The organism is Oxalobacteraceae sp. CFBP 8761, assembly GCA_014841595.1.
Taxonomy (GTDB): Bacteria; Pseudomonadota; Gammaproteobacteria; order Burkholderiales; family Burkholderiaceae_D; genus Telluria.
Map to the genome: position 1 here is coordinate 629,324 of JACYUE010000002.1, position 13,001 is coordinate 642,324.

Consider the following 13,001-nt stretch of genomic DNA (forward strand, 5'->3'; position numbering starts at 1 on the left):
AGTCGCCCTTACAGCATCCGCACCCAGTTGCCCTTGTACAGAATCGGTCCGGTCGGTCCACCGGCGCCGGGCGAGCCGCCGCGCGGTTCGAGCGAGACGGCCAGCGTGGCGATGTCGTCGCCGATGGCGCTGCCGGTCAGCGGCAGCTCGATCGCGCCTTCCGGCGGAATCACGCCGAGCGAGCGGGGTGCGCCCTCCTTGGGAACGGCCCACAACTGCAGCGACTTGTCGGCGGCAACCGGTGCGTTCTCGACCAGGCGCGCCGTGAACACGCGGCGCTCGCTGTCGGCGGTCAGCAGCAGCGCCGTGCGGGCCTTGTCATCGATCAACGTGGCGACCAGATCCACTTGCGGCGCCTCGACCAGCGTCGAGCGCAGCACGCCCACCATCAGCAAGGTCGCCGCCAGCGACGCCAGGCTGAGCGAGCGCCAGAACGTCAGCGATTCGGTGCGCCAGAACTGCCAGGCCGTGTGCGCACTTTTCTGAACCTGACCCAGGCCCAGACGGCGCTCGATCGCGCGCCATACCTGGGCACGCGGTGTCTGCGCACCCGAGAATTCGGCCATCGGCATCAGGCGCTCCTGCCATTCGGCGGTCAGGCGCCGCAGGACCGCGTCGTCACGCAGATAGCGTTCAAAGCGCCGGCGCGCGCCGCCCCTGAGCGTGCCGAGGACATATTCGGCCGCCAGCTTGTCGCACAGTTGCGGGTTGTTGCTGATATTCATGCTCGTTCGCCTTTAACCAGGCACGTCTTGAGCCGCTCCAGGCTGCGGCGGATCCAGGTCTTGACGGTACCAATCGGTATCGCCATCTGCTGCGCCACTTCGCTGTGCGACAGGTCGTGGAAGAAGGCCAGGCCAACGACTTGCCGGTGCGCGCCTTCGAGCAACGACATGCAGTAGGCCAGCGCCTTCGCATCATGGCTGATGAGCAGCGCGTCGATCGGCGTGGCGCGCGGGTCCTGCAGGGCCGCCATGATCTCGGCATCGAAGACAGGGCCGTCGATGTCGAGATCGTGGGCACAGCGGCGCAGCAGGTCGAGCGATTTGTTGCGCACGATCGTCGTCATCCAGGTCATGGGCGCGGCCAGGTGGCGCTGGTAACCGGCGGCGCCGTTCCAGATTGCCACGAATCCATCTTGCAGTGCTTCTTCAGCCAGTTCGCGCTTGCCTAATATACGTAGTGCGTAGCCAAACAGTTTCGGGGAAATCGTGTCATACAACGCGCGAAAGGCTGCCGCGTCACCTTGTGCTGTGCCGTGCAGCCATGTTGCCAGCTGTTCGGGATCGGGATGAAGGGTATCTGGCACTGCCATCCTTAGACGTTGTGTGAGTGAAAAATCCGGTGATATTGACAATATCATATCGTCCCGCCAGCGCCCGCACGGATGGCCGACACCCTGGTTGAATAGTTTTTTTGAAATAGTTGAAACCGATTCAATCGTGCGTCAGTACAAGCTATACGCGCTGCATCAGCGGTGGCAGTCAGGTTTCCTGACTGAAATACCTGAGCAGACGCCAGCCCATTTACTTGATCGCATCAACCGGAGACACACCATGACAGACACGAATGTGACATTGGCACTGCTCGAATCACGCAAGGAAAAGCTGGAAAAGCGCCGCTCGTTCTTCAAGAACGTGGGAGGGATCAGCGTCGGTATGGTAGGCGGCACCTTCCTGTCCGCCTGCGGCGGCTCGGTCAAGGACGCGATTGCGCAGGCCGCGCAGCCGACCGACATCGACATCCTCAATTTCGCGCTGAACCTCGAGTACCTCGAAGCGCAGTTCTATTCGTACGCGGTGTTCGGCACCGGCCTGGCTGCGAGCCTGACAGGTGGCACGGGCACGCAGGGCGCCGTGACGGGTGGCCGCGCAGTCGCATTCAAGGATCCGCTGGTCGCGCAATACGCCAAGGAAATCGCGCAGGATGAAATCGCCCACGTGGGCTTCCTGCGCGCAGCGCTCGGTTCGGCGGCGGTTGCCCAGCCAGCCATCGACATCGGCGGCACCGATCCGAACGGCGCGTTCTCGAACGCGGCCCGCGCGGCCGGCCTGGTGGGCCCGGGCGTCGCCTTCGACCCGTATGCCAGCGATGAAAACTTCCTGCTCGGCGCATTCATCTTCGAGGACGTCGGCGTGACCGCGTACAAAGGCGCATCGCCGCTGATCACGAACAAAACCTTCCTGGAGGCAGCAGCCGGCATCCTGGCGGCCGAGGCGTACCACGCCGGTATCGTGCGCACCGTGTTGTACACGAAAGGCTTGACGGCGCCGACGCTGCGCACCGCAGCCACGGCGATCTCGAATGCGCGCGACAGTCTCGACGGTTCGACCGATGTCGATCAGGGCATCGTGAATGCCACCGACAGCACCGTGTCGAACATCGTGCCGCTCGACAAGGATGGCATTGCGTTCAGCCGCACGCCGGGCGACGTGCTCAATATCGTGTATCTGACCAAGGAATCGGTCACGATGGGCGGCTTCTTCCCGCGTGGTGTGAACGGACTGCTCAACATGAGTTCCGCCTACGTCTGATAGCCAGTAAGACCAGCGTGATGCGGTAGCCCTATGCCGCATCACGCTGGATACCAGAAAAAGTATCACTCGGCGCAAAAAATTGATTGGATCAGTATCACACTTTGTCCTACGATTGCAGAACAACAATATCGGAGACAAGTGATGCGATTCACCCGCAGGAAGTTCCTGGGCGTAGCCACGGCCGCCACTTTTGCAGCAACCCACCCGGCACTCGCCGCCAAGCCCCTCACCATTGGCTTTTCGCAGGTCGGCGCCGAAAGCGAATGGCGCACCGCCAACACCGCCTCGATCAAGGACGCTGCCAAAAAGGCCGGCGTCATCATGAAATTCGCCGACGCCCAGCAGCGTCAGGAAAACCAGGTCAAGGCCATCCGCTCGTTCATCGCCCAGCGCGTCGACATCATCGCGTTCTCGCCCGTCGTCGAATCGGGCTGGGACACCGTGCTGCGGGAAGCCAAAGCGGCCAAGATCCCCGTCATCCTCACCGACCGAGGTGTGAAAGTTGCCGACCCGTCGCTGTACGTCACGCTACTCGGTTCCGACTTCGTGGAAGAGGGCCGCCGCGCCGCCCGCTGGCTGGTCGAGCACGCGAAGAAGAACCCGGGTCGCGCCTACAACATCGTCGAGCTGCAGGGGACCGTCGGCTCGGCGCCGGCCATCGACCGCAAGGCCGGCTTCGCTGAAGTGATCAAGGGCGAGCCGCGCCTGAAGATGCTGCGTTCGCAGACGGGTGACTTTACCCGCACCAAGGGCAAGGAAGTGATGGAAGCGTTCCTCAAGTCCGAGGGCAAGAACATCACCGTCCTGTACGCGCACAACGACGACATGGCCATCGGTGCCATCCAGGCGATCGAGGAAGCTGGCATCAAGCCCGGCAAGGACATCCTCGTGATCTCGATCGACGGCGTGCGCGGCGCATTCGAGGCCATGTTGCAGGGCAAGCTGAACGTGACGGTCGAATGCAACCCGCTGCTCGGTCCCCAGCTGATGCAGGCCGCGCTGGCGGTCAAGGCGGGCAAACCAGTCCCCAAACGCATCGTGGTGAACGAGGGCGTGTTCCCGGCTGAAGTGGCCGCGAAGGAATTCCCGAACCGTCGCTATTGAGGCGGCCATGCTTCCCACGACAACGCAGGTGCCGGTCCTGGAAGTGACCGGCATCCACAAGCAGTTTCCCGGCGTGCGCGCGCTGTCGGATGCGGGCCTGCGCCTGTATCCGGGCGAAGTCCACACGCTGATGGGCCAGAACGGCGCGGGCAAGTCCACGCTGATCAAGGTGCTCACGGGGGTCTACCAGCCCGATCGCGGCAGCATCGTGTTCGCTGGCGAGGCGATCGCGCCGCGCTCGACGCAGGACGCGCAGGGCCTGGGCATCAGCACCGTGTACCAGGAAGTGAACCTGTGCCCGAATCTGTCGGTCGCCGAGAACATCTTCATTGGCCGCTATCCGCGGCGCTGGGGCATGATCGACTGGCGCCGGATGCGGCAGCAGGCGCAGGCACTGTTGACGCGCCTGCAGGTGCACATCGACGTGCGCCAGCCGTTGGCCAGCTTTCCGCTGGCGGTCCAGCAGATGGTGGCCATTGCGCGCGCGCTGAGCATTTCAGCGCGGGTGCTGATCCTGGACGAACCCACATCGAGTCTCGACGAAGCCGAAGTCCAGCTGCTGTTTTCCAACCTGCGCGCGCTGCGCGAGCAGGGCATGGCGATCCTGTTCGTGACGCACTTCCTGGAGCAGACCTACGCGATCTCGGACCGCATCACCGTGATGCGCAACGGCGAGCGGGAAGGCGAATACCTGTGCAGCGACTTGTCGCGCCTGGCGCTGGTCAACAAGATGATCGGTGCGGCGCCCGATGCCCAGGAGCTGCCTGCCACCGGTCAGCAAGCGGCGCAGGCGGCCAGCGCTGCGGCGGGCGAGATTGTCCTGCGCACGCGCGGCGCCGCCCGGCGCGGCGTGCTCGCGCCGCTGGACCTGGTGCTGCGCAAAGGCGAAATGCTGGGCCTTGCCGGCCTGCTGGGGTCCGGCCGCACTGAAACCGCGCGCATGCTGTTCGGCGCCGACCGGATCGACAGCGGCGCGATCGAGATCAAGGGCCGCGCGCGCGCCCTTGCCACGCCACGCGACGCCATTGCGCACGGCATCGGGTTCTGCTCCGAAGACCGCAAGCACGAAGGCGCGATCCTCGACCTGTCGGTGCGCGAAAACCTGATCCTGGCCCTGCAGGCGCGCCAGGGCCTGCTGCGCGCGATTCCGCTGCGCCGCCAGCAGGCGCTGGCCGATCACTATGTGCAGCAACTGGGGATCAAGACGGCCAGCATCGAGACGCCCATCGGCACGCTCTCGGGCGGCAACCAGCAAAAGGTGCTGCTGGCGCGCTGGCTGGCCACCGAGCCAAGCCTGATGATCCTCGACGAACCGACGCGCGGCATCGACGTGCGCGCCAAGCAGGAGATCATGGATTACGTCACGAGCCTGTGCCGCAAGGGCATGTCGATCCTGTTTATCTCGTCCGAACTGCCGGAAGTGCTGCGCGTGAGTGACCGCATTGTCGTCATGCGCGACCGCAAGGCCTGCGGCGAGTACGGGCGCGGTGAACTCGACGACAGCACGGTGCTGCACGTGATTGCCGGGGAGGGCGCCTGATGGCCGTCAACGACATCCCGGCGCTGCAGCCGCCCGCGCGAACACCCCTGGTGCCGCGCATGCTGGCGCACCGCCTGTTCCGGCCCCTGGCCGCGCTGGCCGTGCTGCTGCTGATCGACTTCCTGCTGATTCCCGGCTTCTTTCACCTGGAGGTCCGCGACGGCCACCTGTATGGCGCGCTGGTCGACATCGTCAACCGCGCGGCGCCCCTGATGCTGGCGGCGATCGGCATGACGCTGGTGATTGCCACGCGCGGCATCGACATCTCGGTCGGCGCCGTGGTCGCGCTGTCCGGCACCGTCGCCTCGATGCTGATTGGCGGCACGATGGTGATGCAGGATGGCGTGCCCGTGTACCTGGCCGACACGCCGATGCTGGTGGCGATTGCCGCCGCCCTCGGCGCGGCGCTGCTGTGCGGCCTGTGGAACGGCGCGCTCGTCGCCGGCCTGGGCCTGCAGCCGATCGTCGCCACGCTGATCCTGATGGTGGCGGGGCGCGGCCTGGCCCAGTTGCTCACCGATGGCCAGATCGTCACGGTCTATTACCAGCCGTACTTTTTCCTGGGCAGCGGATATCTGTTCGGCTTGCCGTTCGCGCTGTTTGTCGTGGCCGTGGTGTTCGGCGTCACGGCGCTGCTGCTGCGCCACACGGCGCTGGGGCTGTTCATCCAGGCGGTGGGCATCAACCCGGTGGCGGCGCGCCTGGCCGGCATCCGCACGGCGGCGCTGATCGTGTTCGTCTACGTGTTCGCGGCCACCTGCGCCGGCATGGCGGGCCTCTTGATCAGTTCCAACGTGAAGAGCGCGGACGCCAACAACGCCGGCCTGATGCTCGAACTCGATGCCATCCTGGCCGTCACGCTGGGCGGCACGTCGCTCGCGGGCGGCAAGTTCAGCCTGGCCGGTTCGCTCGTCGGGGCGTTGATCATCCAGACGCTCACCTACACCATCTATTCGCTGGGCGTGCCGCCCGAGGTCAATATGGTCGTCAAGTCGGTTGTCGTGTTCCTGGTCTGTATCTCGCAGTCCGACCAGTTCAGGCAGTTGTGGCAGCGGGGGCGCGCATGAATGTCCGCCTGCTTGCGAAGGCCCCGTCCTTCACCTCCCTGGTCACGGTGGCGCTGCTGGTGGCGATGCTGCTGGTCGGCGGCGCGCTGTACGACGGCTTCCTGTCGCTGCAAGTGCTGCTTAATCTCCTGATCGACAATGCGTTTTTGCTCGTGATCGCGATCGGCATGGGCTTCGTGATCCTGTCCGGCGGGATCGACCTGTCGGTAGGCGCCGTGCTGGCGCTGGCGACGATGATCGCGGCCTGGCTGCTGCAGGTGGCGCACTGGCCACCGCTGGCGGTGATCGCGTTTGTGCTGCTGCTCGGCGCCGGCTTTGGCGCGGGCATGGGGGCGATCATCCATTACTTCCGGCTGCAGCCGTTCATCGTCACGCTGGCCGGCATGTTCCTCGCGCGCGGCCTGTGCTACCTGATCAGCATCGAGTCGATCACGATCGACGATCCGCTGTTCGTGGCGATGTCGCAAACCCAGCTGCCGTTTTTCGGCGGCTTCCTGTCGCCCGGCGCGCTGATTGCGCTGGGCATGCTGGGCCTGGCCATCTGGCTCGCGCACTACAGCGGCTTTGGCCGCGCCGTGTATGCGATCGGCGGCAATGAAACCTCGGCCGCGATGATGGGACTGGCGGTCGGACGCACCAAGGTGCTCGTGTATGCGCTGAGCAGCTTCTGCGCCGCACTGGCCGGCGTGCTGTTCGCGTTCTACATGCTGTCCGGCTACGGACTGCATGCGCAGGGTACCGAACTCGATGCCATCGCCGCCGTCGTCATCGGCGGCACGCTGCTCACGGGCGGCTACGGCTACGTGGCCGGCGCGCTGTCGGGCGTGCTGGTGCTGGGCACGATCCAGACGCTGATCGCCTTCGACGGTACGCTCAGTTCGTGGTGGACGAGGATCGTGATCGGCGGCCTGCTGTTCGTGTTCTGCGTCGTCCAGCGCGTGATGGCATTTGGAAGAAAATAAAAGAAGGAGACACCATGAAGCACACCATGTTCGCCGCGCTGCTGTGCGCGAGCGCCTGCGCGCAAGCCGCCAACCCGATCGTCCGGGACATCTTCACGGCCGACCCGGCCGCGCTGGTCGACAAGGGCCGCGTGTACCTGTACGTCGGCAAGGATGACGCACCGGCGGGCGGCAAGGATTACGTCATGAACGAATGGCGCGTCTACTCGAGCTGCGACATGCAGCGCTGGACGGACCACGGCTCGCCGCTGCGTTATTCCACCTTCAAATGGGCCGGGCGCGATGCCTGGGCCTCGGACATCGTCCGGCGCGGCGACAAGTATTATTTCTATTCGACGGTCGACCATGCGACGATTCCCGGCAAGGCGATCGGCGTGGCGGTGTCGGACAGCCCGACCGGCCCGTTCGTCGATGCACTGGGCCGGGCCCTCGTGACGAACGACATGACGAAGCAGACGCAGATCCTGTGGGATGATATTGACCCGGCCGTGTTCATCGACGACGATGGCCAGGCTTACCTGTACTGGGGCAATACGGTCATGAAGTACGTGAAGCTCAAGCCGAACATGATCGAGTTTGACGGCCCGATCCAGACCACCGGCCTGGACAATTTCGTCGAGGCGGCCTATGTCCACAAGTACAAGGGCACGTATTATCTGACTTACTCGCGCCACTTTCCTGAAGAAACCGTGGCCATGCGCGGCCCGGGCGTGCATGGGCCGTGGTCGATGGATGGCGTCATCATGGAAAAGAACACGAATGTGAAGACCATCCACCAGGCGATCGTCGACTTCAACGGCAAGTCGTACATTTTTTACCATAACGGCAAGCTGCCCACGGGGGGCGAATTCCGCCGCTCGGTCGCGGTCGAGGAGTTGCACTACGCGCCGGACGGCAAGATCCTGCCGGTCGCGCAAACGACCGCCGGCCCTGCCGCCAATCCATCGCCGGGCTGCACGTGATCTGATGGAGACGACCAACCCCAACTGGTTTTTGAAGGCGCGCCTGAAAACGCGCCAGTTGCTGCTGCTGATTGCGCTGGATGATTACCGCAACATTCACCGGGCGGCCGAAGAACTGCACATGACGCAGCCGGCGGCATCGAAACAGGTCAAGGATCTGGAAGAGATGCTCGACGTGCGCCTGTTCGAACGGCTGCCGCGCGGGATGGAGCCGACGATCTACGGCGAAACGATGATCCGCCACGCCCGCATGGCCCTGACCAGCCTGGCGCTGGCGCACGATGACATCGTCGCGCTCAAGGCCGGCCTGGCGGGGCAGGTCGAGGTGGGCGTGATCATGACGCCGGCAATGGCGCTGCTGCCGCGCGCCATTGCCCGCATCAAGGAGCAGGCGCCGCTGCTGCGCATCGGTGTGCAGCTCGAGTCGAGCAATGTGCTGCTCGATAAGCTCAAGCATGGCACGCTCGACTTCATGATCGGGCGCATCCTCGAGAAAGAAGATTCCACCGGGCTGATCTACGAAGAACTGACCGAAGAGCCGGCCTGCGCGGTCGTGCGACCCGATCATCCTTTGTTGGAGAGTAAGAACCTGACGCTCGAGGAACTGGTCGGTCGGCCCTGGATTCTGCCGCCACCGGGCAGCATCCTGCGCCATCGCTTCGACATGATGTTCCTGCGCGCCGGTCTGCAGCCGCCGGTGAACGTCGTCGATACGACAGCGCTGTTGCTGGTCACCGCGCTGTTGCAGCAAACCGACGCATTGCACGTGATGCCGCAGGAAGTCGCGCAATATTATGCGTCGCTGAACGTGATGCGGATCTTGCCGATCGATTTGCCCTGCAAGATGGATGCGTTTGGCATCATCCGGCAGCAGGATCACCTGCTGTCTCCGGGCGCCGAGTTGCTGCTGGGCGCCGTGCGGGCGGCTGCTGCAGAGATTTACTAGGCTTGTGGCATCCCCGCCACGCTCGCTCGACACCTCCGGTGTAACGGGCGCGGTCCCGTTTGCTTGCTCGCTATAATCGCTCCAACAAGAATATATTGGCGGCGCTGCAGCAGGGCAGGATCAGATGTTTCAGGGTATCGAGCTCGCCAGCCTTGCAAGAACCACACTGGGTATTCCTGATGAGTAATCTGAGCGGCTTCATGCCGATGGTCGGCGGCAGTTCCACGCTGTCCGGCGACCCCACCGTACTGGATGCGCCTGCACCAGTTCTGGCTGCGCCGTCGGCGCTGTTTGCGTCTTCTCCTGCAGCATTTGCCCCTCCACCCGCATCCACCGAGCGTGCGCTGGCCGGGCTCGCATACTTGCATCCGGATGCCTGGCCCGAAGGCCTGCGCGCCATCGCCGACCTCATCCAGGCGTCGCGTTTTCCCATGTTTCTGGCAATCGGGCGCGAGCTGCGCCTGTTCTACAACGACGCTTATTCCGACCTGCTGGGCGACAAGCACCCGGGGGCGCGCGGCGCGCCGTATGCCAGTGTGCGTCCCGAGTTGTGGGAGCGCATGAGGCCGTATTTCGACGAAGTCCTGGCTGGCGAATCGGCCCAGCTCCAGCACGCGCTGATGGAATTCGAGCGCAACGGCAAGCGCGAACGGCGCTTTTTCTGCGTGTCCCTGTCGCCCGTGCGCCATGCAGGGCAGGTGGCCGGTGTCTATTGCGTACTCACCGAAACGACATCCGACGTGCTGTCCGATTACCGTCATGCCTTCCATCAGAAGCTCGGCGAAGCGCTCGACGGCCTCGATGACGCCGCCCACATCATGCGCGCGACGAGCGCCATGACCGGGCAGACGCTGGGCGTGGCGCGCGTGGGCTACGGCGAAGTCGACGTCCTTGGCCGCACCGTCAGCATCGACCGTGACTGGACCGATGGCCGGATGGCCAGCCTGGCCGGCAGGTCGTATCCCCTTGACGCGTTCGGTCCGGTGGTCAATGCCAAGCTGCGCCAGGGGCGCAGCGTGCGCATCGACGACGTCGATGCCGATGAACGCAGTGCGCCGCATGCCGCAGCCTACGACGCCATTGGCGCGCGCGCGCTCGTGATGGTGCCGATTATCGAGGAAGGGCGCCTGTGCGCCGTGTTCTACCTGCACGAACCGATGGCGCGCCACTGGACCGAACAAGAAGTGGCCCTGGCCGAAGACGTGGCGCGCCACACGCGTGAAGTGGCGCGCCGCTCGCGCGTCGAAGAAAGCCTGCGCGACGAGAGCCGCATCCTCGAAACGGTCAACCGCGCCGGGCGCGCGCTGGCCTCGACGCTCGACCTCGATACGCTGGCCCAATCGATCACCGATGCCGGCGCCGAACTGAGTGGCGCGCGCTTCGGCGCGTTCTTCTGCAATCCGGCGGGCCGGGGCGACCCGCTGCACGATCCGGTGAACGCGCCGATCTCCACCACGGCGCATGAGCAGATGCGTCTGTACGCGCTGTCGGGCGCGTCGCGCGAGCAGTTCGACCGGCTCGCGCCTCCGACGGCGGCCATCTTCCGCCCGCTGATCGAAGGCGGGGCGCCGGTGCGCAGCGACGACATCACCTGCGATCCGCAGCACGCTGCGCTGGTGGCCGACGGCACGCCGCTGGCGCAGCTGCGCGTACGCAGCTATCTTGCGGTGCCGGTCGTGTCGCAATCGGGCAAGGTGCTCGGTGGCCTGTTCCTCGGCCACCCGGCGCCGGCCATGTTCACCGAACGCACCGAGCGCATGGTTGCCAATCTCGCCGCGCAAGCTGCCGTCGCGATGGACAATGCGCACCTGTACGAGATCGCGCAAACGTCGGCGCTCGAACGCGATGCGCTGCTGCAGAGCGAACGCCTGGCGCGCGTGCAGGCCGAGCGCCTGAGCCATACCAAGGACGAGTTCCTGGCCATGCTGGCGCACGAGCTGCGCAATCCGCTCGCGCCGATCAGCAGCTCGGCCAGCTTGCTCAGCATGCAGTTCGCGAACGAACCGCGCATCTGCCAGACCAGCTCCATCATCAGTCGCCAGGTCAAGCACATGAGCCGCCTGATCGACGACCTGCTCGACGTGTCGCGCGTTACGCGCGGGCTGGTCAAGCTCAAGCTGGCGACGGTCGATTTTCGCGATGTCGTGAACGGGGCACTCGACCAGACCCGCCCGCTGGTGCTCGAAAAAGCGCACCACGTGACGGTGCAGCTGCCCGAGACGCCCGTGTATGTGCGGGGCGACCAGACGCGCCTCGTGCAGAGCGTGGCCAACATCGTCGGCAATGCCGCCAAGTACACACCCAGGGCCGGCACGCTGGCGCTGCGCCTGGTGGCCGGCGACGGACGCATGATGCTCGAAGTGCGCGACAACGGTTCCGGCATGCCGCCCGACCTGGTGCCCAATGTGTTCGACCTGTTCACGCAGGGCGCACGCACGCTGGCCCGCTCGCAGGGCGGGCTGGGACTGGGCCTCACGCTCGTCAAGCGCCTGGTCGACCTGCACGATGGCGAGGTCACCGCGCACAGCGATGGCGTCGGCTGCGGCAGCACGTTCACGCTCTGCCTGCCCTGCGTGAGCGCGGGCGCCGGCAGTAACGACGACGCTGCGCCGCCGTCCGAGCCCGACCCGGTACGCGCTGCGCTCGGCCGCCAGCTGCGCGTGCTGATCGTCGACGACAACACCGACGCTGCCGACAGCCTGGCCACGCTGCTGCAGGTGCAGGGCCACGCCACTGCCGTCGAGTACGACGCCGCCTCGGCCCTGCGCCGCGCGCGCGTCGAGCATCCCGACGTGATGCTGATCGATATCGGCCTGCCCGACATCGACGGCTACCAGCTGGCATCGAGCCTGCGCGCGCTGCCTGACATGGCGGCCACCGTGCCGGTGGCAGTGACCGGCTATGGCCAGGCGAAGGACCGCGAACGGGCGCTCGAGGCCGGCTTCGTCCATCATCTGGTCAAGCCGGTCGACATGACGGCGCTCGTGCGCATCCTGGATGCGAGCGCGGCGCAGGCGGCGCAGGCCGAGGCAACGGCCGCATCGGTCTGAGTCTGCGCCGTAGTCTTGCCGCCTTTCATGGCGGGAGTATGATGATGCTCCTGTCAATGAAAGGATGAGCATGACCGAATTCGTCATCACCGCACCCGACACGGCGTCCGTGGCCGTCGCCGGTTCCAGCGCCCGCTTCCCGGTGCGCCGCGTGTTCTGCGTGGGCCGCAACTACGCAGCGCACGCGCGCGAAATGGGCAGCGACCCAAATCGCGAACCACCGTTCTTCTTCACCAAGCCGGCCGATGCCATCGTACCGGCCAGCGGCGCGGTGCCGTATCCGCCATCGACGAATGACCTGCACCACGAGATCGAACTGGTCGTGGCGCTGAAAGCCGGCGGCAAGGACATCGACGCGGCGCAGGCGCTCGATCTGGTGTGGGGCTATGGCGTGGGCCTGGACCTGACCCGGCGCGACCTGCAGGCCGTGGCGAAGGACGCGGGCCGGCCATGGGACATGGCCAAGGGCTTCGATGCGTCGGCCCCGTGCAGCCCACTGCATCCGGTCAGCGATGTGGGGCATCCGGCCCAGGCGCGCATCTGGCTGGAAGTGAACGGCACGCTGCGCCAGGAAGGCAACCTCGATGAAATGATCTGGCCCATCGCGGACGTGATCGCGTCGCTGTCGCGCCTTGTGACGCTGGCGCCCGGCGACCTGATTTATTCGGGCACGCCGTCCGGTGTCGGCGCCCTGCAGCCGGGTGACCAGGTGCGCGGCGGCGTCGACGGCGTCGACACGTTCGAGCTGACCATCGCGCCACGCTGAGGGTCAGCTTCTCCAGAATCTTTGTTCTGCCTCAACACGTGCGGAATTTGATACGCTAGGGATATCG

At 65.4% G+C, this 13,001-nt stretch carries 11 protein-coding genes; 9 read left to right on the forward strand and 2 right to left on the reverse strand.

Annotation, left to right across the window (positions count from 1 at the left end):
- Nucleotides 1–8: 8 nt before the first annotated feature.
- Both IFU00_15125 and IFU00_15130 read right to left on the reverse strand, forming a co-directional pair.
- The gene (locus tag IFU00_15125) at nucleotides 9–725 is read right to left on the reverse strand and encodes an anti-sigma factor (GenBank protein MBD8543614.1); all 717 of its coding nucleotides are present in this window, start codon (nucleotides 723–725) and stop codon (nucleotides 9–11) included.
- On the reverse strand, nucleotides 722–1,315 hold the full coding sequence (locus IFU00_15130; GenBank protein MBD8543615.1) for a sigma-70 family RNA polymerase sigma factor: 594 nt from the start codon (nucleotides 1,313–1,315) through the stop codon (nucleotides 722–724). The genes IFU00_15125 and IFU00_15130 overlap by 4 nt, the downstream gene beginning before the upstream one ends.
- A gap of 241 nt (nucleotides 1,316–1,556) precedes the next feature.
- Here IFU00_15130 and IFU00_15135 point away from each other — a divergent pair, with 241 nt between their 5' ends.
- The 9 genes from IFU00_15135 (at nucleotide 1,557) to IFU00_15175 (ending at nucleotide 12,934) form a co-directional block, all read left to right on the forward strand.
- Nucleotides 1,557–2,534 (forward strand): ferritin-like domain-containing protein, encoded by a 978-nt coding sequence (locus IFU00_15135; protein ID MBD8543616.1) that lies wholly within the window; start codon nucleotides 1,557–1,559, stop codon nucleotides 2,532–2,534.
- 144 nt (nucleotides 2,535–2,678) lie between these two features.
- The gene (locus IFU00_15140) at nucleotides 2,679–3,641 is read left to right on the forward strand and encodes an ABC transporter substrate-binding protein (GenBank protein MBD8543617.1); all 963 of its coding nucleotides are present in this window, start codon (nucleotides 2,679–2,681) and stop codon (nucleotides 3,639–3,641) included.
- Nucleotides 3,642–3,648: 7 nt separating this feature from the next.
- Nucleotides 3,649–5,181 carry a sugar ABC transporter ATP-binding protein gene (locus IFU00_15145; protein ID MBD8543618.1) on the forward strand — a complete coding sequence of 511 codons (1,533 nt, stop codon included), beginning with the start codon at nucleotides 3,649–3,651 and terminating at the stop codon, nucleotides 5,179–5,181.
- Entirely contained in the window at nucleotides 5,181–6,248 is a 1,068-nt protein-coding gene (locus IFU00_15150; GenBank protein ID MBD8543619.1) for an ABC transporter permease, read from the forward strand. Before IFU00_15145 ends, IFU00_15150 begins: the two co-directional genes overlap by 1 nt.
- A complete protein-coding gene (gene yjfF / locus IFU00_15155) occupies nucleotides 6,245–7,210 on the forward strand; it encodes a sugar ABC transporter permease YjfF (GenBank protein ID MBD8543620.1) in 966 nt (321 codons plus the stop codon). The genes IFU00_15150 and yjfF overlap by 4 nt, the downstream gene beginning before the upstream one ends.
- Before the next feature lie 14 nt (nucleotides 7,211–7,224).
- Complete coding sequence (locus IFU00_15160) at nucleotides 7,225–8,172, forward strand: family 43 glycosylhydrolase (protein MBD8543621.1); 948 nt, start codon at nucleotides 7,225–7,227, stop codon at nucleotides 8,170–8,172.
- Nucleotides 8,173–8,176: 4 nt separating this feature from the next.
- Nucleotides 8,177–9,118, forward strand: a complete 942-nt coding sequence (locus IFU00_15165) for a LysR family transcriptional regulator (GenBank protein ID MBD8543622.1) — start codon at nucleotides 8,177–8,179, stop codon at nucleotides 9,116–9,118.
- 206 nt (nucleotides 9,119–9,324) lie between these two features.
- Nucleotides 9,325–12,168, forward strand: coding sequence for a GAF domain-containing protein (locus IFU00_15170; protein ID MBD8543623.1), 2,844 nt, complete (start codon nucleotides 9,325–9,327; stop codon nucleotides 12,166–12,168).
- A 70-nt stretch (nucleotides 12,169–12,238) separates the two neighbouring features.
- Entirely contained in the window at nucleotides 12,239–12,934 is a 696-nt protein-coding gene (locus IFU00_15175) for a fumarylacetoacetate hydrolase family protein (protein ID MBD8543624.1), read from the forward strand.
- Nucleotides 12,935–13,001 lie beyond the last annotated feature (67 nt).

Coding starts and splice junctions, on each gene's coding strand:
- IFU00_15150 (MBD8543619.1), top strand. CDS start 5,181: ATGGCCGTCAACGACATCCCGGCGCTGCAGCCGCCCGCGCGAACACCC.
- IFU00_15140 (MBD8543617.1), top strand. CDS start 2,679: ATGCGATTCACCCGCAGGAAGTTCCTGGGCGTAGCCACGGCCGCCACT.
- yjfF (MBD8543620.1), top strand. CDS start 6,245: ATGAATGTCCGCCTGCTTGCGAAGGCCCCGTCCTTCACCTCCCTGGTC.
- IFU00_15130 (MBD8543615.1), bottom strand. CDS start 1,315: ATGGCAGTGCCAGATACCCTTCATCCCGATCCCGAACAGCTGGCAACA.
- IFU00_15165 (MBD8543622.1), top strand. CDS start 8,177: ATGGAGACGACCAACCCCAACTGGTTTTTGAAGGCGCGCCTGAAAACG.
- IFU00_15160 (MBD8543621.1), top strand. CDS start 7,225: ATGAAGCACACCATGTTCGCCGCGCTGCTGTGCGCGAGCGCCTGCGCG.
- IFU00_15145 (MBD8543618.1), top strand. CDS start 3,649: ATGCTTCCCACGACAACGCAGGTGCCGGTCCTGGAAGTGACCGGCATC.
- IFU00_15135 (MBD8543616.1), top strand. CDS start 1,557: ATGACAGACACGAATGTGACATTGGCACTGCTCGAATCACGCAAGGAA.
- IFU00_15170 (MBD8543623.1), top strand. CDS start 9,325: ATGGTCGGCGGCAGTTCCACGCTGTCCGGCGACCCCACCGTACTGGAT.
- IFU00_15175 (MBD8543624.1), top strand. CDS start 12,239: ATGACCGAATTCGTCATCACCGCACCCGACACGGCGTCCGTGGCCGTC.
- IFU00_15125 (MBD8543614.1), bottom strand. CDS start 725: ATGAATATCAGCAACAACCCGCAACTGTGCGACAAGCTGGCGGCCGAA.